The following is a 19,067-nucleotide window of genomic DNA, read 5'->3' as shown; positions in this document are numbered from 1 at the left end:
TGCCGGGCTCGCCCCGGCGTACTCAGCGTGCCACGATTCCCCCTATGGCTGACTTCCTCCTCGTGTTGATCGCCGCTGTGGTCGTCGGGGCGATCGGGTTCGGCGTGTCGCTGTTGATCACCGGTGACGACCCGGGGATCGAAGCGCATGAGCCCGACGGACGTGCCGTCCCGCTGCCGTCGTCGCGGCCGCTGATGGAGGGCGACGTCAACCAGCTGCGGTTCGACACGGTCGTCCGGGGATACCGGATGAACCAGGTCGACGCCGCGCTGCGCCGCGCCGGGTACGACATCGGCTACAAGGAGGAGCTGATCCAGGTCCTCGAGGCCGAGATCAAGGCGCTCCGCGAGGGCCGGCAGGAGGACGCCGACGCGCTGCGCGACGCCCGCCTGGCCGCCGCGGCGGGCGCGAACGCCGAGACGCCGGCCGCGCCCAAGATCTCCGAGGTGACCGAGACCGGCTCGGACATCCAGGTCACCGAGATCTCCGACGCGGACGAGGCCGACGAGAAGCCGCCGTCCGACACCGCCTGGGGCTCCTCCGCCGACGATTCGTGGGGCCGCCCCTCGCCGGTGGTGAAGTGACGGCCGAGGACTTCGCCGAGGCGGAACGGCCCGGCCCCGGCGAGGTGACGGCCACGGTGATCGTGGCCGCACCCGCCGAACGGGTCTTCGCCGCCCTCACCGACTGGTCCCGCCAGGGCGAGTGGATCCCGTTCACGACAGTCCGCGTGCTCTCCGGCGACGGCGGCGAGGGCAGCCAGATCGAGGCCGTGACCCAGGTCGGCCCGGCGACGCTGCGCGACCTCATGCGGGTGGTGAAGGTCGACCGGCCGTTCGAGGTCCGCGTCGTGCACTACGGCAAGGTCCTGCGCGGCCCCGGGGTGCTGCGCTGCACCCCGCTGGGCACCGACCGCACCCAGGTGGTCTGGCACGAGTGGTTCCACCTGCCCGCGGGTCCGGCGGGCCGGGTCGCGTGGCCGGTGCTGTGGCCCGGCTCGAAGGCCGGCCTCACGGGCGCGCTGCGGCGCTTCGCCCGGCTGGTGGAGTCCGGGCGCCTCGCCTGAGTTTTTGTCGTACCCCCCGAGTAGCTTTCCCGTCATGAGCGACGTGGTGGTAGGAGCAGACGGGAAGACCCGGTGCGGATGGGGCGCGTCCACCCCGGACTATCTCGACTACCACGACAACGAGTGGGGCCGGGCGATCCGGGACGACGACGGGCTGTATGAGCGGATGACGCTGGAGGCGTTCCAGTCCGGCCTGTCGTGGATCACGATCCTGCGCAAGCGGCCCTCGTTCCGCACGGCGTTCGCGGGGTTCGACATCGAGAAGGTCGCCGCGTTCGGCGAGACCGACGTCGACCGGCTCCTCGCGGACACCGGAATCGTGCGAAACCGGGCGAAGATCGAGGCGGCGATCGCCAACGCCCGGGCGGCCGCGGAGTTGCCCGGCGGGATCGCGGCGCTGCTGTGGTCGTTCGCGCCGGACCCGGTGCCGCAGCGGCCGGTGGACTTCTCGGAGGTGCCGGCGGTCACGGCGGAGTCGAAGGCCATGGCGAAGGAGCTGAAGCGGCGCGGTTTCCGGTTCGTGGGGCCGACCACGGCCTATGCGCTGATGCAGGCGACCGGGATGGTCAACGACCACGTCATGGGGTGTTTCGTGGAGATCTGACCAAGCGTCGCGAGGGCCGGGCGGCGGGGCGTGGTGCAATGACCGCATGGCTAAGTGGGTGGTTGTCGTCTCCGGTGAGCAGTACCGCAACGAGCGGCTCTACGGGGGCGAGGGGCTTGCGGTGCCCGGCGAGGGGCTCGCCGTGGGGGATGAGGCGTTGCTCGTCGCCGGCGGGGACGAGCCGGTGGTGTTCGGGGTCGCTCGGGTGGACCCGGGCGGGCGGCTGCGATACACGGTGAACCTCCTCGACTCGCCGCTGCCCGCCGGCAAGCTCGGGGACGGGCCCGCCGGGGCGCGGGCGCTCGACGAGGCCGAATATCTCGCCGTTGCCCGGCAGGTCGAGCCGCCCTCATCCGGCGTCAAGCGGACCTGGCTGGTCAGCGTGGACCTGCCCATCGAGGCCGGCTCCCCCGGGGAGGCCGTGCGAGCGTTCTGGAGCTACGTGCGGGAGCTCGGGCCGGCCGAGCTGCCCGCGTTCGTCTGGCCCGCCGGGGACGAGCTCGCCATGCAGGCGTACGTCCTCGGGGTCGAGGCCAACCAGGACCCCGAGGAGGAGTAGCTACTCGACCGTCGAGAAGCGGATCGAGCCGGCCATCAGGTCCGGGTGCTCGATGGTCAGGGCCAGGGCCACCGACTCCTCCAGGCTCAGCGTGCCGCCGGCCGCGTAGGCCGCGTCGAACGCCGCGTCGCCCATGCTCACGCGCAGCGTCGCCTGCTGCTCGGTCCAGTACGCGGCGAACGGGCCCGCCGAGCAGCGCAGGCGGATTCGCGCGGTCTGGGCGGCGCCGAACAACCGGGCCGCCGTCTCGGGGTCGTCGGCCAGCAGGCAGCGGACGGCGACCGCGTTGAGGGTCTCGCAGACCTTCAGGTGGAAGCCGTGGGTCATGCGGGAGCGCAGGGCCACGATCAGGTGGTCGTGGGCGCCCACTAGGTCGCCGCGGGACAGGGCGACCATGCCCAGCAGCATGTCGACCGTGCGGCGGCCGCGCTCCAGCGGGCGGCTGTTCTCCAGCGGGCGGGCGCTGGCCAGCAGGTCGGCGGCCTCGTCCAGGGCACCGCGGCGCCACAGGAGCTGGGCCAGGGCGTACACCGCGCTCAGTGCCTCGCCGGCCACGCCCTGCTCCTCGGACCAGCCGATGACCTCGCGGCTGAGGCGCTCGACCTCCTCGGTGCGGCCCATCTCCAGCAGCGGGGCGCCGCGGGCCGCCAGGATCCGCGCGATCAGCCCCGGGTCGCCGGCGCGGCGGGCCGCGGACTCGGCGCGCTGGGAGAAGCGCAGCTCCTCAACCGTCTCGCCGTCGGCGCCGGCGTGCAGCGAGTGCATGTGGTAGGCGGCGGCCAGCTCGGCGTCGGGGACCGGCTCGCCGGTCGCACTGATCCGCTCGTACAGCCGGAAAAGCCACATGCGGCCCTCCCGCACGAGGCCCCGCTCCCGCCACCACTGATCCATCGAGCCCGCCAGGGCGAGGCCCTGCCGGGCGCTACCGCGCGTCACCGTCCAGTGCAGCGCGGCCCGCAGCTCGTCGGCCAGGGGATCCAGGGTGTACAGCGAGAGCGTCACCGGCCGCCCGTCGGCGTCGAGATACGCGTCGTGGGCGGCCTGCAGGCACCACGACACGTGCCGCTCCCGCGCCGACTCCTCCTCCCCGGCATCGAGCAGCAGCCGGGCGGCGTAGGCGCGGATCGGGTCCAGCATGCGATACGTGGCGTTGGTGGCGCCGGCCTCGGCCTGCAGCAGGGACTTGTCGACCAGGGTGGCAAGCGGATCGAGCGGATCGCCGTCGTGGAGCCACTCGATCGCGGGCAGGTCGACGGGGCTGGCGAAGACCGACAGCCAGCGCAGCAGGCGGGCCGAGCGCGGGTCGAGGGTGCGATACGACCACCCGACCGCGGCCTGCATGGTGCGGTGGCGGTCGGAGGCCTCCTGCGGCGCCGGGGCGAGGCGGGAGCCGGCGTCGAGGGTGCCCAGCACGTCGCCGATGCGGTCGGCCAGCTGGGCGGCGGAGAGCAGGCGCAGGCGGGCCGCGGCCAGCTCCAGGGCCAGCGGCAGGCCTTCCAGGGCCTTCGCGACCCGGGTCAGGTGGCCGATGTCGCCGGGCTCGACCGGGCGGCCGCCGCGCGCCGCGGAGGCCCGGTCGACGAGCAGGGCCACGGCATCGCTGAAGCCGCCGCCGATCGCCGCCTCGGTCGACAGCGGCGGGATCCGCCACACGACCTCGCCGGCCAGGCCCAGGGGCTCACGGCTGGTGGCCAGGACCGCCACCTCGGGCCCGGCCGCGAGCAGCCGCGCGACCAGGCGGCGGGCGGCGGGCAGTTGCGCGTCGGACGTGTCGAGCACGACGAGGAGACGGCGGTCGCGGACATGGTCGGCGATGGTCTGCGCGACCGCGCGCCCCGGCTCCGGGCGCAGGCCCAGGGCGGCGGCGACGCTCACGTCGACGAGGTCACCGTTGGCGACGGCGCTGAGGTCGGCGAACCAGACACCGTCGCCGAAGCGCTCGACGATCTCGCCGGCGGCCTCGACCGCGACCCGGGTCTTGCCCGCGCCGCCGGCACCGACGACCGTCACCAGGCGGTGCCGGGAGATGAGGTCGCGCACGGCGGCCCGCTCGGCGGCGCGGCCGATGAAGCGGGTGGTCTGGACCGGCAGGTTGTGCGCGGGCGCGTCGATCGTGCGCGGGCGCGGGAACTGGCGCTCGAGCCCCGGGCCGACGAGCTGGAAGATGCGCTCACAGCCGTCGAAGCCGCGCAGGCGGTGCAGGCCGAGGTCGAGCAGCCACGTCGCGTGGCCGAGAGCGTCTTCGCCGAGGCCCGCCTGGGCGGCAGTGGCCGCGGAGCAGAGGATCTGCCCGCCGTGGGCCGCGGCGGCGACCCGCGCGGCGCGGTGGACCTCGGGCGAGGTGTACTCCCCGCCGTACGGCTCGGCGAACCCGGTGTGCAGACCCATGCGAACCCTGGGGCGGGCCTCAGGGCTGGGCCAGTGGTGGGCGGCGAGCGCGCGCTGGGCCTCGGCGCAGGCGGCGAGGGCGGTGGACGCGTCGGGGAAGGCCACGAACAGGGAATCACCCTCGGTGAAAAGTTCCACACCGTCCGCTTTGGACAGTGCGCGGCGAATCACCTCCCGGTGCTCATGGAGCACCGGACGGTATCCCGCACCGAGCATCTGGGCCAAGCGCGTCGACCCCTCGATGTCAGTGAATAGGAAAGTCACCAGCCCGCTGGGCAGGTGCGTCCGCCCCGACACGTGAAACCTCCGCCTCCTAATTCAGGCGTGCCCCATATTTCCCCACTCAACTGGCGCGCGCATCGTAGAAACGGTCGAACCCGGATTGGTCAACCGGGGCGATCTGTGCTGGTCAGCAACGATGGGGGGCGAAGGTTGAGTGGGTTTCGCGTGACGTAACGACAACGCTCCGGTGGCGGTTGTGGCACGACAGGACACAACATCAAAGCCGTTTCGCCGGTGCATTCCGAAACCGGTCCGTAACAATGTTTCAGCAACCACAGGCGCCCCCGCAGCAACCGCCGCCCGCGCCCCCGCCGCCACCAGCGCGCGGAGCATTGAGTGACGACCCACCTACGCCCAGTCCGGCTCCATTGGGCTGCGCTGAGACGGACCCAGACCGGGCGACAGCGATCGTGGACAGCAGTTTGACCGTGTCGTCGTGGCCGGCCGGACAGACGGTCTTCACGTTGGCTTCACGCATAGGGCGTTGCACTTCGAAGGTGTCGCCGCAAGCGCGGCACCGGTACTCGTAGCGAGGCATAGTCACAGGCTATGCCACAGTGACACGCACACGGGAATTGCGGAATACTCGACGCGTGGCTAGTGACGACGAGGCGCCGGAGGACCAGCGACCGACCACAGTGGACGCTTCCCCGGCGGCTGCGGTCCGGCCCTCAGTACCCCGGGCCGACGAACGGTCGATCCCGGTCGAGTTCACCGCGCCGAAACCATCCCATCAGCCCAAACACGCGGCCCCCGAGCCCACCGTGGACATCGTCGAGTCGGGCCCGCCGCGGCACCGCCGGCGGGAGCGGCTGGAGCGGCTGCGGGCGCGCCCGGGCACCCGGTTCCTGCTCCCCGGCGTGCTGATCGCGGCCGTCCTCACCGCGGCCGGGGTCGCCGGGGCCGTCGTCGTCCCGGCGGCGTCGAAGCCACGCGCCGACGCCACCCCGTCCGGCCCCGCCCCCGATGGCACCAACGGCCTGCCCCCGGAGACCGGCGTGCCGGCGACGGGCGAGGCGCCGCAGCCCGACGACCCGTCGGCCTCGCCCACGTTCAGCCCGCCGGCCGGCACCCGCCAGCGCCCCGCGGACGTCTACGGCGCCTGGGCGGCGCCCCGCTCGGTGCGGCTGGACATCCCGGTCGTGGCCCTGCAGGCGTACGGCTACGCCGAGGCCGTCGCCGCGCGCTCGACCCCGAAGTGCCACCTGACCTGGACCACCCTCGCCGGGATCGGCAAGATCGAGTCCGACCACGGCCGGACCAACGGGTCGGTGCTGCAGGACGACGGCCGCTCCATCCCGCCGATCGTCGGCCCGCCGCTGGACGGGCAGAACAACCGGCAGGCCATCCCCGACACCGACCAGGGCGCGATGGACAACGACCGCACCTGGGACCGCGCCGTGGGGCCGATGCAGTTCCTGCCGACCACCTGGAAGCAGTACGGCCTCGACGCCGACGCCGACGGTGTCGCCGACATCAACGACATCGACGACGCCGCCCTGACCTCCGCCGCGTACCTGTGCTCCAACGACCGCGACCTGTCGACCGTGGCGGGCTGGAATGCGGCGATCCACGCGTACAACGTGCCGGAGGAGTACCGCGCCGCGGTCTTCAACGCCACCAACGACTACGGCCGCCGCGACCGCCAGGGTTAGCCCGAGGGTGACCCGGGGCGCCGCTCGGGGGTAGATCAATGCCACGCTCTGCGCTCTGGTACTTCCGCTCAGCCACAAACAGGGGCAGGCTTAGGGCGTGAAGGTGCGCGAGTGGGACCCGGGGACCGCGCCCGCGGCCGAGATCGAGACGGTGCTGCGGGCACTCAACGACATCGTGACGTTCGATGTGCCCGAGGACCCGCCGTGGCGCGAAACGATGTTCCGGGAGTATCTCGCCGTCACCATGCCCGGCGAGCGGCGCACGTCGTGGCTGGCCACCAGCGACGGCGGGGAGATCCTCGGGCACGCCAGCCTGCTCGCGCTGGAGGACATCGGGGTGCTGGAGCTGTCGGTGGTGCCTGGCGCCCGCCGCGGCAAGGTCGGCACCGCCCTGCTGGCCGCCGTCGCGCGCCGCGCCGCCGAGGAGGGCTTCGAGTCCGTCGGCGTCGAGGTCATCGGCGGCACCCCGGCCGTACAATTCTTCGAGGCCCAGGGCTTCGAGTGCGCCTTCATCGAGATGCGCAACCTGCTGGACCTGACCGGCGTCGACTGGCTGCGGCTGGGCGAGATGGCGGCCGGGATCGGGGCCGGCTACCGCATCGAGTACTACCCCGGCGGCCCACCCCCCGAGCTCTACGCCAGCTACGCGGCGGCCAAGGAGGCGGCCCGGGCGGCCGTGGTCGATGACCTGGAGCTGCGCCCGAGCTCGTACGATGCCGAACGCCTCGCCGCCAGCCTGCGCACCCTGCACGCGCGCGGCCTGAAGCCGTACATCGTCCTGGCCGTCCACGAGCCGTCCGAGACGATCGCGGGCCTGACCGAGGTGGTCGTGCCGGCCCAGCGCCCGACCCGCGCGGACCAGTACGACACGATCGAGGTCCCAACCCACCGCGGCTACGGCATCAGCCGCGCGATCAAGGCCCGGATGCTGTTCGAACTGCGCGCGGCCGAGCCGCACCTGATCGACGTGCAGACGTGGAACGCGCTGGAGAACGAGCCGCTGCTGCAGGTCAACGCCGAACTCGGCTTCAAGCCGGACCGCGAGTGGCGCGAATACGAGGCCGACGTGATCGACCTGCTCCGCCGCCTCAAGGGCTGAGGCGCCCCGCCGGGCCCCCCGCGTCTCAGGGCCAGGGGCCTGCCTGCCCGCAGGTCCCGGCCCGCAGGCCCTCGTAAGATTGGTTACGGGCCGGAGTTTTGGCTGGTCAGCTTGGTAGCTTGGGGCCCTGGACGAAGGTGCCGTCCTCGGTGAAGGGGAAGGCGTTGGGCTTGCAGCCGTTCAGGGCGATCGTCTGGGTCTGCATCAACGGGGCGACCTGGCCCGAACCGGGGCACTTCATGTGGTCGAAGCCCAGGAAGTGGCCCATCTCGTGCAGGACCGTCATCGCGTGGAAGTCGGTGCTCGCCGGGAAGCCGTCGATGCCCTTGAGCCAGCGGCGCAGGTTGAGCAGGATCACCTTGCCGTAGCGGCACGAGTAGATGCCCTGAGTGGAGACCCCTTGGGCCTTGCAGAGCTTGTCGACCGTGCCCGGCGTGGCCAGGCGGAGGGTCACGTTGTAGTCGGAGCCCTTCACGCGCTGGAACTTCCAGCTCGCGCCGCTGATCCCGTTGGGGGCGTAGGTCACCGGGTGCGCGGCGGACATCGTCCAGCCCAGCGGGGCGGCGATCACGCGGTCCACCTCGGTGGCCAGGGATTCGGTGGTCCAGACCGGGTTGTTACCCCACAGGATGCCGTTCTCCAGCTCCACGCGATATCTCACCAGCGTCCCGGCGTCCGGCGACCCCACGACGCCGGTTTCGCCGTCGGCCGCCGAGAACGTGCCGCTGGCAAGGGCGGGCACGCCGTCGTTGGTGTTCACCGGCTTGGCACCGCCGGTGTCGCCGCCCGGGTTGACCTTCTTGACCGTGGCGGACGGCTTGGCGCTCGGCTTCTTCGACGCCGACGGGGCCGGGGCGAGCTCGCCCTCGCCCTCCAGTTGGCCGACCGGGAACGGGTCACCGCTCGACGGTGCGTCGAGCGCCGCGTCCGGCGGCGGCGACGACTCCGCGTTGGTCCCGCAGCCGGCCAGACCGGCCAGCAGCGCAACCGTCAGCAGCCGGACCATCCGTGTCCTCAGCACCCGGCCGAGCCTAGGGGAAGTTCGCAAGCGGCGCTGCCCCTGGTCGAATCCGTCACTGTAAGCAACGCGTCGGTGGGGACCGTACGTCTCCTTCCAGTCCCCACCGCGCAGCGATTCGAGCGTTACGCCGGAAGCGTCCACTTCTGGGCGCTGGTGCCGTTGCAGGTGTACAGCTGCACGACCGTCCCGTCGGCCGAGGCTCCGCCGGCGACGTCGAGGCACTTGCCCGACTGCGGGTTGCGCAGCGAGCCGTCGGCCTGGGCCGCCCAGTTCTGGGCGCCCGAGCCGTTGCACGTCCACAGCTGGATCTTGGTGCCGTCGGCGGTGCCGCCGCCGGCGACGTCCAGGCATTTGCCCAGCGCCCGCAGCGTCTGGCCCGCGACCGTCCAGCTCTGGGCGCCGGTGCCGTTGCAGGTGTACAGCTGGATCTGCGTCCCGTCCGCCGTGCCGGCCGAGCGCACGTCGAGGCACTTGCCGGCCAGGCCGCGCACGGGGCCGGCGACCGTCGCCGGCGGCGTCTTCGCGAACGTGAAGTCGTCGACGTCGAACAGGCCGGTGCCGGTCCCGGTGAAGGTCAGGTAGACGTTCGCGGTGCCGGCCGGCACGCCGGTCAGCGCGGTGCTGACGTCGGCGTAGGTGTCCCAGCTGCCGGTGTTCGGGACGTTGACCGTGCCCAGGATCGGGCCGGTCGTCGAGCCGGTGCGGACCTGGATCTGCCCGCCGGGGCCGCCGGAGACGACCCGCGCGCGGAACTGGGTCGCCCCGCCGATGTTCAGCCCGCTGTACGCCGCCCAGTCCCCCGGCTCGATGTAGCCGAGCGTCTGGCCGTTGTGGGCGCCGGCCTTGGTGTACGGCTGCACGCCCGAAGCCGACGAGAACGTCTCGGCCTGCTGGACCAGATCACCCGAGGCGTCCCGGATCCGGATGCTGCGGAAGGACACCTGGTCGCCGGTGCCGTGGTTCTGGATGCCGACGTACCCGTCGAGGTTGCGGGCCGGGTCGGTGTTGGTGAAGTCGTTGATCAGCGAGCCGTTGAGGTACACCCGGATCCGCTGGCCCTCGACCAGGATTTCGTAGGTGTTCCACGCGCCGGGCGGGTTGAGCGCGGCGTCCCGCGCGGCGATGTCGGCGGACTGGAAGTTGTAGATCGCGCCGGTGGTGTGCTCGGGCGTGTCGGTGGCGTCGATCTGGATCTCGTACCCCTGGTTGATGGCGATGCTGGGGTCGTTGCCCGGGTTCGGGAAGCCGACGTACACGCCCGAGTTGCTGTCGCCGGTGATGCGGAAGTCGGCCTTGAGCGAGTATGACGTGCCGAACTGCTTCGCGCTGTACCAGAACAGCCCGAGACCGCCGGTGGAGCTCAGGGTGGCGTCGGCGTTGGTGAAGCCGCCCGGGCCGGCCTGGGACCAGCCGGTGGTCGAGCCGTTGTACAGCGGGGTGTAGCCGGTCTCGGGCCGGCAGTCGGCCTGGGCGCGCCTGGCCGCGTACCGGATGCCGCCGAGCAGCTCGCCCCGGAAGTTGCCGTCGGCGTACGACTCCTGGGTGTGCCCGAAGCCGGTGTAGAAGGAGCGTCCGGCGTCGATCGTCTTGCACCAGGTGATCGGGTGGTCGGCGCCCATCGTGCCGCCGGAGTAGGACGACTCGTCGAGCGTGGCCAGCACGTGTGCGCTCGCCCGTGGATTGGTTTGATAGTTGTACAGCTCGTCGGTGCGAGTCCACACCTGTGGCAGATGTGACGTGGCCGGGTTCGCGCGATCCTCGGTGCGCGAGTTGACCGGCTGGATCGCCGGGTGGCCGGCGAACCAGGCCCCGACCAGCTGGCCGTAGAAGGGCCAGGTGTACTCGGTGTCGGCGGCCGCGTGGACGCCGACGTATCCGCCGCCGCCGCGGATGTAGGACTCGAACGCGGCCTGCTGCGTGTCGTCGAGGACGTCGCCGGTGGTGCTCATGAACACGACGGCCTCGTACTGCGCCAGGTTCGCGGTCGTGAACGCGGTCGCGTCCTCGGTGGCGGTCACGGTGAAGTTGTTCGCCGCGCCCAGGTCCCGGACGGCCTGGATGCCGGCCGGGATCGAGTCGTGGCGGAAGCCCGCGGTCTTGGAGAAGACCAGGACGTCGTACGGCGCGTCCGCGGCCGATGCCGGGGCCGCGACCAGGGTGCCCGCCGCCACCAGCAGCGCGGCGGCCAAAAGCGTCCTTCTCATGGCATGGTCCACTTCTGCGCGTTGGTGCCGTTGCAGGTGTACAGCTGCAGCGGCGTGCTGTCGGCGGAGTTGGCGCCGGTCACGTCCAGGCACTTGCCGGACTGCGGGTTCTTCAGCGACCCGTCGGCCTGCGCGACCCAGTTCTGCGCGCCGGTGCCGTTGCACGTCCACAGCTGCACCTTGGTGCCGTCCGCGGTCGCGCCGCCGGAGATGTCCACGCACTTGCCAAAGACCTTGAGCTGCTGGCCGGCGACGACGACCACCTGGGCGCCGGTGCCGTTGCAGGTGTACAGCTGCGTCTGGGTGCCGTCGGCGCTCGCCGCCCCGCGCGCGTCGAGGCACTTGCCGGCGAGGCCCTTGACCGGGCCGACGCCGTTGCCGCCGACGCCGGTGGTGAACGTGAAGCTGTCCACGTCGAACAGCGCCGCCGTGGTGTTGCCGGAGAAGGTCAGGTACAGACTCGTCGTCCCGGCGGGCGCGTTGGTGATCGGGCCGCCGACGGTCGTGAACGTCTCCCACGAGCCGGTCGCGGGGACCGTCGCCGAGCCGATGACCGTGCCGGTCGGCGAGCCGGCGCGCAGTTGCAGTGTGCCGCCCGCGCCGCCGGAGGAGACCCGCGCGACGAACGACGTGGCATTGTCGATCTTGTACGGCTCGAAGCCGATCCAGTCACCGTTGTTGATGTTGCCGACGGTCTTGCCGCCCTCGGCCACCGTCTTCACGATCTGGTCGACGCCGGAGGACGTCTTGTAGAACTCGGCCTGGCGGTAGCGAGGCGCCATGATGCTCTGCGCGTGGACGGTCAGGCCGCCCTTGTCGGTGTACTGCGCGTCGAAGATCGGGAAGATGTTCGACGCCGAGTCGTGCTCACCGTCGACGGGGATGTTGATCGTGCCGGCGCAGCCGGTCTGTGACGTGATCGCGTGCGCGTGCTGGTCGTGGCCGAGCACGTAGGTCATCGTCACCTTGCCGCAGTCGATCGCCCCGTCCTCGGGGTCGGTGACCGTCACGCTCCACGGCACGGAGTCGCCGAACGAGACGAGCCGGCCCGGGGCCGGGCCGGCGATGGTCACCGTCGGCGCGGTGTTGCCGACGCTGACGGTGACGTTCGCGGTGCCGATCGCACCCTGCGGGTCCTTGACCGTGAGCGTCGCGGAGTAGGTGCCGTTGGCGGAGTACGTGTGTGCCGGGTTCGCCGCGGTGGAGGCGGTGCCGTCGCCGAACGTCCAGTTGTAGGTCAGCGTGCCGCCCTCGGGGTCGCTGGAGCCGGCCGAGGAGAACGTCACGGTCAGCGGGGCCGCGCCCGAGGTGGGGTTGGCCGCGGCCACGGCGGTCGGGGCGCGGTTGCCGCCGGCGCCGACGTAGTCGTAGCGGTACAGCGCCGAGTTGATGTCCCCGTTGAAGTAGCCGGTGCCGTAGTCCAGGACGTAGAGCGAGCCGTCGGGGCCGAACTGCATGTCCATGACCTGCTTGCCGTTCCACGGGAAGTTGTCGATCGCCCCCGGCGACCCGTCCGCGTTGATGTTGATCGGCTTGATCCAGCCGCGGCCGAACTCGCCGGCGAAGAACATGCCGTCGAGGGACTGGGGGAACTTCGTGGTGGACGGGTTGTTCGCGTCGTAGTGGTACACCGGGCCGCCCATCGGCGACTCGGATCCGCGGCCGAACTCGGGCGGGCTGCCGGCATCGCCGCCGTATCGGATCCAGGCCGGCTTGGCGGGCGGCAACGTTGACTGGCCGGTGTTGCGGAACGAGTTGTTGGCCGGCCCGCCGGCGCAGTTGTACTTGGGGCCGGTCGAGTTGCTGGCGAAGTTCCACTCGTTGTACGTCTCGGTGCTGGTGTTGGCGCCCGTGCAGTACGGCCAGCCGTAGTTGCCAGGACCCGTGATCCGGTTGAACTCGACCTGCCCGGACGGGCCGCGGTTAGGGTCCGTGCTGCCTGCGTCGGGGCCGTAGTCACCGACGTAGACGGTGCCGGTGGCCTTGTCGACGGTCATGCGGTACGGGTTGCGGAAGCCCATCGCGTAGATCTCGGGGCGCGTGTTCGCCGTGCCGGGGGCGAAGAGGTTGCCGGCCGGGATCGAGTACGTGCCGTTGGCGTTGACCTTGATGCGCAGAATCTTGCCGCGCAGGTCGTTGGTGTTGCCGGCCGAGCGCTGCGCGTCGTAGGCCGGGTTGCGGTCGGTCCGCTCGTCGAGCGGCGAGTAGCCGGCCGAGTCGAACGGGTTGGAGTCGTCGCCCGTCGACAGATACAGGTTGCCTTGCGCGTCGAAGTCGATGTCGCCGCCGACATGGCAACACATGCCACGGTTGGCCGGCACGTCGAGTATGTCAACCTTGCTGGACACGTTGACTGAGTAATCAACGTTGAGCGTGAAGCGTGACAACCGGTTGACTCCGGTCCACGTTGCCCACGTCGCGTCGTTGCCCGTTGCGGGAGCGTCGCCAGATGGCGTGCTCAGCGGCGGGGCGTAATACAGGTAGATGTACCGGTTGCTGGCGAAGTCCGGGTCCGCCGCTACGCCGTGCAGGCCCTCCTCGTCGTGCGTGTAGACCGGAATGTTCGCGATGACCGTCGTCGTGCCGCTCGCGTCGGTGCGCCGCAGGGTGCCGTTGCGCGCGGTGTGCAGCACGGACCGGTCGGGCAGCACGGAGATCGTCAGCGGCTCGCCGACCTCGGGCTCGCCCTTCGCGAGGGTCACCTGCTGGAAGTCGGCGGCGTTGATGGCCGCGGCCGCGGGGGTGGCGGCCCCGACGGCGACGGTGGTGAGGCTCGCGGAGGCGAGCACGAGGGCGGCACTCATCGTCCGCCATCGATGATATGAGGGTCGGAGGTTCACGGTGTCCCTTCCTGACGTTGGATGTGCCAGGCAGGGCGCGCGCCGCCGCGCCGGATGCCGTACGCGCCGAGGGGGCCCTCACCGCACCCGGAGCCGACCCGGATACATTGATGAAACCCCCTGGTGTCGTGGAGGACACACTAGGGGCTTTAGTTACGGCTGTCCATACTTTCAGTCTTCGATGCCACAACTTTTGCTCAACCGGCCAAAAGGCCGGGGCGGTGACGGACCCCGCCGAACGAGACCGCAAGCTTGAGCAAGCGACGCGAATATGCTGTCGCCATGGGGGCTCAGGGGACGTTGCGGAGGGACGCCGAGCGCAACCGTCGGCAGTTGGTGGAGACCGCGAAGATCGTGTTCGCCGAGCGCGGCCTGGAGGCCCCGCTGGACGAGATCGCCCGCCGCGCCAAGGTCGGCAACGCCACGCTGTACCGCCGCTTCCCGAGCCGGGGCCGCCTGGTCGCCGCGGTGTTCGAGGGCACGCTGCGGGAGGTCCTGGCCGCCACCGAGCGGGCGCTGGCGGTCGAGGACCCGTGGACCGCGTTCGCCGAGCACCTGACGTTCCTGTGCGAGGTCCAGGCCGGCAACCGCGCCTTCGCCGACCTGCTGATCGCGAGCGTCTCGGGCGTGCCGGAGCTGGAGGACCTCCGCGGCCGCGCGTTCCGGGGCCTGACCGCCCTGATCGACCGCGCCCGCGCGGCCGGCGTGCTGCGCCCCGACTTCCAGCACGAGGACGTGGTCCCGGTCCTGATGGCCAACGCGGGCCTGGTCGAGCGCACGGTGGCCAGCGCCCCGACGGCCTGGCGCCGCCAGCTGGGCTACACCCTGGCCGGCCTGCGCGCCCCGGCCCCGGCCCCGGCCGAGCCGGCCCCGGACCGCGTGGGCATCCTGCGCGCCATGCACGCCCTCGCCGAGCGCAACGGCCTCACCGAGCCGGATTAGCAGCTCTCACGCCACGCGTCGAGGTCCAGTTTCTTCTTCATCGACGAGAAGCGCAGGGCCTTCGTCTTGGCGCAGAACGAGCCCGCCGAGCCGTCGTACTCGACGTGGAAGACCGGCTTGCCCGCGTTCGTGAACACCTTGAGCGTGTCGCACTCGTCGTAGCGGGCGCACTCCTCGTTGACCGCGAAGTCGAACGCCGGGGCCAGCGCCGCCGCCTGCTCGACGTCGTTCTTCAGGCCCACGCCCAGCCCGGTGCGGTGCGCGAGATCGGCCACGCGGCGGTTGAAGGTCAGCTGGTCATCGGCGGTGAGGGGGAAGCCGCTGCCGTTGCGGTAACCGTCCACATTGTCCGGTTCGACGGCGTCGAAGCCCTTGTCCTTGCAGGTCTTGAAGCGGGCGGCCAGCAGCGGCTCCAGGACGTCCCAGCGGCGGATGTCCAGCCACTTCTCCCCCGGCCAGCCGTCCAGCCCCTTGCCCCGCACCGACTCCGGAAAATTCTTGGCGTCGGCGCGGAAGTCCTCGTGCGCGCCCACGTTGACGTAGCAGATGACGTGCCGGCCGGCCGACTTCAACGCCGCCACGTCGGCGGCCGAGGTGTTGGCACCGTCCACGTCGTACACCTCGGCAGTGACCGATTTGTCCAACGTACCCGTCAGCTGCCACTGCCACGTCATGCCCACCGCCGGCTTCCACCAACCCGGCGCGGCACTGGATGAGGCGGACGGAGACGCGGACGCCGAGCCGAGACCGTCCGCATAGGACGGTCCCGCGCCGCCGGTGGACGGGCCGTGCGAGCCGGCGCCGCCGACGTCCCGGCCACGCCGGTCGCCGCCGCCGGTGCAGGCCGCCGAGTACAGGACGGTCAGCGCGACCAGGGACAGCAGCAGGGCGCGCAGCCGGCGGGAGGTCACCGGGCGGCCGCCCGCGCCCGCAGGGAGCTGGGAACGCCGCGATACGGCAGCGGCGCCGCCAGGTCCGTCACCAGGCCGTGGCCGGCGCGGGAGAGCAGCAGCGCGCTCGCCTCGCCCAGCCGCGCCGCGGGCACGCCGTAGACGAGGTGCGCGGCGTTGGGCCAGTCCCGGCCGGTGAACGGCAGCGCGGCGTAGGACTCCCAGGGCCCCTCGAACGTGCACACCACGTCGGCCAGGGCCGCGTACCCGGGCAGGCAGCGGGTGCCGGGGTTGAGCACGACCGAGCCGCGCACGGCCCGCACGACCTGGGTGACGTAGGCGAGCCCGGCGGCGTCGGCGGGGACCTGGTCGAAGAAGATCCCGCCGACCGGGTAACGCGACCAGCCCACGATGTCGCACCACACCTCGCCGTTGGCGCGCCGGCCGTAGCCGAGGTCGACGTACCCGAGCATCCGCACGCCGGCCTCGTGCAGGCGCGCGGTCGCGGCGGCGTAGGTCTCGTCGCGGCCCGCGCCGGGTCCGTTGTGGACGTTGACGATCGTCCAGCAGGCGCCCCCGCGGGGCAGGGCGTCCCACGCCTCGGGGTCGGTCAGCGGGTGGACGTACAGCGGAAGCAGCATCATTCTCGGTAACTCTCCGGATCGCGCAGGATGAGCGCCGCGACGGCGAGGCCGGGCAGTCCGGCACCGAGCAGGGTCGCGACGGCGAGGGTTTCGGCGAAGGTGGGCGCCACGTGCACCAGGGCGGGCGCCCAGTGCCCGACGCCCGCGACAAGCAGGGTCGGCCACCACACGACGATCGCGGCGGTGCCGGCGCGGCCGTGCGAGGCGAGCACCAGGCACAGCGCGTAGACGCCCATGAGCAGCACCGCCGCGGCGAAGGACTGCCCGGTGCGCAGCAGCCCGAACCAGACCGCCCCCGCGATCGCGGCGCCGGCGAGCACGGGCACGGCGAGCACCGCGACCGTACCGGCGCTGATCCGCCCGAGCCGGCGGTCGAACGCGAAGCGGTCGGCGAGGTCCGCCCGGGCGGCGGCGATCCGGCGCTGGTGCCACACGAGGGTCAGCTCCATCAGCGGTACCCCGAGCAGCAGCGGCACCGCCTCGACGGGCACCCGGTGCGGGGCGATGCCGTCGAGCGCGACGCTGCGCAGCAGGGCGGCCTGGCCCGCGCCGACGAGGCCGTACAGCGCCGCACAGCCCATGTCGTGCCGCCACGACCGCCACCGCCGCCGGGTCGGCCGGCGCGCCTGGCGTTCGCCCAGCACCGGCCGATACGCCACCGCGACGAGCACGGCGACGCAGCCCAGGAGCACAACGACGCTGAGGCCGTACCGTAGCCCTGCCGTCGCCAGCCAGCACGGTGCGACGGCCCCGATGACGGCCCGCTCCCGGTTGGTCACGAGGGTGACCGCGGCGACGGCGAACAGCGCGAGCTGGACGGCGGCCACGACGTAGGCCCGCTCCCCCGTGCCGATCAGCGCCAGGCTCCACAGCGCCGCGAGCGCCAGGAAGCCGGTGCCGAGCAGCCGGGCGGCGGCGGTGCGGCCGCGCTCGGACAGGGCCCGGTAGCCCAGGTACGACAGCGCCTGGCCGCCGCCCCAGCCCAGCAGGAGCGTGCCCGTGGTGGCGATGCGCGGCACACCGTCCACCTCGGACGCCGCGCCGACGCCGATCGCCAGCGGCGTCAGGTAGATGAGCGCGCGCATCAAGGTGTCGGCGACGACCTTGGCCGTGCCCGGGCCCTCCGGCGGGACCGGCCTGATCTGCTGGGTGTCGGCGCGGTCGAGGGTACGGGCGACGACCCGGCCGGCGAGGGCGAAGACCGACGGGGCGCCGTACTCGCGGTCGGCGACCCGGTCGTTGATGCCGTTCGCCTCGAGGATGGCCGCGATCTCGTCGATGTCGACGGCGCCGAGGCAGTCCTCGCGCATCCTGTCGGCGAGCGCGGCGACGGGGTCGGTGGCCACGCGGCCGACGTAGCGCAGCGGCTCCGGCCGGTCCAGCTCGCTCGGCCGCGCCCGCCGCTGGGCGGGAACGACGACGAGCGAATCACCGCTCATGCCGGCACCAGGGTCGCCGGGGAGCCGGCGAGGGAGCGGTAGCGGGCTCGGTACGCGGACACGCAACGGTCCAATGTGTACTCCGCCAGCGCCCGCCGCCGTCCGCTGTGGCCGATCGTCGCCCGGAACTGGGCGGAGGAGAGGAAGGCCACGCACGCGGCGGCGAACGCGGCCGGGTCGCGCGGCGGCACCACCAGGCCCGCGTTGCCGACGGCCTCGGCGACGCCGCCGACGTCGGTGCTCACCGTCGGCCGGCCGCACATCATGGCCTCCAGGACGGTGTACGGCATGCCCTCCGAGATGCTCGACAGGGCCGCGACCTGCCCGACGGCGAACGCCTCCCGGCTGGAGGCGCACGGCCCGGCCCACGTGACGGCGTCGGTCAGGCCGAGCGTGGCGGCCACGGCGCGGCAGTCGGCGGCGTAGGACTCGTTGCCCTCGGGGACCGGCCCGGCCAGGTGCAGGCGGGCGTCGGGGATCGACTCGCGCATGATGGCCAGGGCGCGGATCAGCGTCTCGAGGTCCTTGAGCGGGTCGATGCGCCCGACCCACGAGATGACGGGCTCGCCGGGCTCCTCGGTCAGCGGCGGGAAGCGCTCGGGGTCCACGCCGTTGCCGATGACGATCAGCTTGGCCGGGTCGGCGCCGTGGCGCACCGCCCAGCGGGCGTTGAAGCCGCTGACCGGGGTGACCAGGTCCGCCTCCCAGTAGGACAGGCGGGCCAGGGCGCGGTGGAAGCGCAGCAGGGCCGTCTTGACGCCCGGGGACTGGACGCCGGCGGCGAGGTAGCGCTCGCGCAGGTACACCCCGTGCTCCGTCATGAGGAACGGCACGCCCAGGCGCCACTTCGCGGCCAGGGCGACCATCGAGGAGAGGCCGTTGGCGTTGGCGTGCACCAGGTCGGCGTCCTGCGGCAGCGGGGCGGTGAGCGGGCGAAGGGCGTGCTCCAGCAGTACCGCCGCCTCGTCAGCATCCCGCAGGGTGAGCCGCGGCAGGCGGATCCCGTCGCCTGCGGCCCGCGCCCAGGCGTCCAGCAGGATGTCGGCCAGGCCGGCGCCCGCCAGCGGGTGCCGGCCGGCACGCCGGCCGAAGCGGGTCCGGCCGACCGCGATGTCGGCGAGGGCCCGCAGACCCTCGCCGAAGAGGACCAGGTCCGCCGGCGAGTCGCCGAGCATGCCGCGGCACAGCAGGCCCGCCGCGCGCTCGGCACGGGCGCGGGCCGGGCGGGCCGGGCCCCAGACCGGCACCGCGCGCAGCGACCGGACGTTGCCGGGCAGCGGGATCGCGGGCCGGTCGGGCTCGGTGCCGACGATGGCGACCAGGTCCCACTCCACTTCGGACAGTCCGCGCACCAGCTGGTCGCACCAGGTGCTCACGCCGCCGGTGGCGTAGGGGTAGGTGCCTTCGTTGACGAGGACGACGCGCACGGCGGGC

The 19,067-nt window shown here is 72.4% G+C and carries 16 protein-coding genes; 7 read left to right on the top strand and 9 right to left on the bottom strand.

From position 1 onward, the window contains the following. Positions 1–44 precede the first annotated feature (44 nt). From ACQPY0_RS04755 to ACQPY0_RS04740, 4 genes are read left to right on the top strand one after another with little or no spacing between them, the layout of a single operon-like run. On the top strand, positions 45–584 hold the full coding sequence (locus ACQPY0_RS04755; protein WP_432985205.1) for a DivIVA domain-containing protein: 540 nt from the start codon (positions 45–47) through the stop codon (positions 582–584). Beyond that, positions 554–1,066: an SRPBCC family protein gene (locus ACQPY0_RS04750; protein WP_432985202.1), complete on the top strand. Its 513-nt coding sequence runs from the start codon at positions 554–556 to the stop codon at positions 1,064–1,066. The genes ACQPY0_RS04755 and ACQPY0_RS04750 overlap by 31 nt, the downstream gene beginning before the upstream one ends. A 34-nt stretch (positions 1,067–1,100) precedes the next feature. Continuing rightward, positions 1,101–1,670: a DNA-3-methyladenine glycosylase I gene (locus ACQPY0_RS04745; protein WP_432985199.1), complete on the top strand. Its 570-nt coding sequence runs from the start codon at positions 1,101–1,103 to the stop codon at positions 1,668–1,670. A 46-nt stretch (positions 1,671–1,716) separates the two neighbouring features. Further along, complete coding sequence (locus ACQPY0_RS04740; protein ID WP_432985196.1) at positions 1,717–2,229, top strand: hypothetical protein; 513 nt, start codon at positions 1,717–1,719, stop codon at positions 2,227–2,229. On the opposite strand, the gene ACQPY0_RS04735 is transcribed toward ACQPY0_RS04740, so the two are convergent. Together ACQPY0_RS04735 and ACQPY0_RS04730 are read right to left on the bottom strand one after the other, a co-directional pair. Beyond that, a complete protein-coding gene (locus ACQPY0_RS04735; RefSeq protein WP_432985193.1) occupies positions 2,230–4,914 on the bottom strand; it encodes an ATP-binding protein in 2,685 nt (894 codons plus the stop codon). A gap of 250 nt (positions 4,915–5,164) precedes the next feature. Further along, entirely contained in the window at positions 5,165–5,437 is a 273-nt protein-coding gene (locus ACQPY0_RS04730) for an FmdB family zinc ribbon protein (protein WP_432985190.1), read from the bottom strand. Positions 5,438–5,492: 55 nt separating this feature from the next. Between ACQPY0_RS04730 and ACQPY0_RS04725 the strand changes: the two genes are divergently transcribed. Continuing rightward, positions 5,493–6,554, top strand: coding sequence for a lytic transglycosylase domain-containing protein (locus ACQPY0_RS04725; protein WP_432985187.1), 1,062 nt, complete (start codon positions 5,493–5,495; stop codon positions 6,552–6,554). 97 nt (positions 6,555–6,651) lie between these two features. Beyond that, entirely contained in the window at positions 6,652–7,653 is a 1,002-nt protein-coding gene (locus tag ACQPY0_RS04720; RefSeq protein ID WP_432985184.1) for a GNAT family N-acetyltransferase, read from the top strand. A 106-nt stretch (positions 7,654–7,759) separates the two neighbouring features. On the opposite strand, the gene ACQPY0_RS04715 is transcribed toward ACQPY0_RS04720, so the two are convergent. From ACQPY0_RS04715 to ACQPY0_RS04705, 3 genes are all read right to left on the bottom strand, one after another. Then, positions 7,760–8,674, bottom strand: a complete 915-nt coding sequence (locus tag ACQPY0_RS04715) for a DUF3152 domain-containing protein (protein ID WP_432985181.1) — start codon at positions 8,672–8,674, stop codon at positions 7,760–7,762. 122 nt (positions 8,675–8,796) lie between these two features. Then, complete coding sequence (locus ACQPY0_RS04710; RefSeq protein WP_432985178.1) at positions 8,797–10,878, bottom strand: ThuA domain-containing protein; 2,082 nt, start codon at positions 10,876–10,878, stop codon at positions 8,797–8,799. Then, entirely contained in the window at positions 10,875–13,682 is a 2,808-nt protein-coding gene (locus ACQPY0_RS04705) for a PQQ-dependent sugar dehydrogenase (protein WP_432985175.1), read from the bottom strand. The genes ACQPY0_RS04710 and ACQPY0_RS04705 overlap by 4 nt, the downstream gene beginning before the upstream one ends. A gap of 318 nt (positions 13,683–14,000) precedes the next feature. Here ACQPY0_RS04705 and ACQPY0_RS04700 point away from each other — a divergent pair, with 318 nt between their 5' ends. Next, positions 14,001–14,660, top strand: coding sequence for a TetR/AcrR family transcriptional regulator (locus ACQPY0_RS04700; RefSeq protein ID WP_432985172.1), 660 nt, complete (start codon positions 14,001–14,003; stop codon positions 14,658–14,660). Here the strand turns inward: ACQPY0_RS04700 and ACQPY0_RS04695 are convergent. Genes ACQPY0_RS04695 through pelF form a run of 4 tightly spaced genes read right to left on the bottom strand, consistent with a single transcriptional unit; the run spans position 14,657 to position 19,060 of the window. Next, complete coding sequence (locus tag ACQPY0_RS04695; RefSeq protein ID WP_432985169.1) at positions 14,657–15,571, bottom strand: endo alpha-1,4 polygalactosaminidase; 915 nt, start codon at positions 15,569–15,571, stop codon at positions 14,657–14,659. The two genes, ACQPY0_RS04700 and ACQPY0_RS04695, sit on opposite strands and share 4 nt — an antisense overlap. Continuing rightward, positions 15,568–16,194, bottom strand: a complete 627-nt coding sequence (locus ACQPY0_RS04690; RefSeq protein WP_432985166.1) for a spherulation-specific family 4 protein — start codon at positions 16,192–16,194, stop codon at positions 15,568–15,570. Before ACQPY0_RS04690 ends, ACQPY0_RS04695 begins: the two co-directional genes overlap by 4 nt. Next, on the bottom strand, positions 16,191–17,633 hold the full coding sequence (locus ACQPY0_RS04685; protein WP_432985163.1) for a hypothetical protein: 1,443 nt from the start codon (positions 17,631–17,633) through the stop codon (positions 16,191–16,193). The genes ACQPY0_RS04690 and ACQPY0_RS04685 overlap by 4 nt, the downstream gene beginning before the upstream one ends. Beyond that, entirely contained in the window at positions 17,630–19,060 is a 1,431-nt protein-coding gene (gene pelF, locus ACQPY0_RS04680; protein ID WP_432985160.1) for a GT4 family glycosyltransferase PelF, read from the bottom strand. Before pelF ends, ACQPY0_RS04685 begins: the two co-directional genes overlap by 4 nt. Positions 19,061–19,067: the final 7 nt, after the last annotated feature.

Source organism: Dactylosporangium sp. CA-233914, assembly GCF_050942935.1.
Lineage (GTDB): Bacteria > Actinomycetota > Actinomycetes > Mycobacteriales > Micromonosporaceae > Dactylosporangium.
This window is presented reverse-complemented; position numbering and strand designations above follow the sequence as displayed.

Bases quoted from the DNA above. Each gene is read 5' to 3' on its own strand.
- ACQPY0_RS04755 (WP_432985205.1), top strand. From the start codon at position 45: ATGGCTGACTTCCTCCTCGTGTTGATCGCCGCTGTGGTCGTCGGGGCG.
- ACQPY0_RS04745 (WP_432985199.1), top strand. From the start codon at position 1,101: ATGAGCGACGTGGTGGTAGGAGCAGACGGGAAGACCCGGTGCGGATGG.
- ACQPY0_RS04740 (WP_432985196.1), top strand. From the start codon at position 1,717: ATGGCTAAGTGGGTGGTTGTCGTCTCCGGTGAGCAGTACCGCAACGAG.
- ACQPY0_RS04730 (WP_432985190.1), bottom strand. From the start codon at position 5,437: ATGCCTCGCTACGAGTACCGGTGCCGCGCTTGCGGCGACACCTTCGAA.
- ACQPY0_RS04710 (WP_432985178.1), bottom strand. From the start codon at position 10,878: ATGAGAAGGACGCTTTTGGCCGCCGCGCTGCTGGTGGCGGCGGGCACC.
- ACQPY0_RS04705 (WP_432985175.1), bottom strand. From the start codon at position 13,682: ATGAGTGCCGCCCTCGTGCTCGCCTCCGCGAGCCTCACCACCGTCGCC.
- ACQPY0_RS04700 (WP_432985172.1), top strand. From the start codon at position 14,001: ATGGGGGCTCAGGGGACGTTGCGGAGGGACGCCGAGCGCAACCGTCGG.
- ACQPY0_RS04690 (WP_432985166.1), bottom strand. From the start codon at position 16,194: ATGATGCTGCTTCCGCTGTACGTCCACCCGCTGACCGACCCCGAGGCG.
- ACQPY0_RS04685 (WP_432985163.1), bottom strand. From the start codon at position 17,633: ATGAGCGGTGATTCGCTCGTCGTCGTTCCCGCCCAGCGGCGGGCGCGG.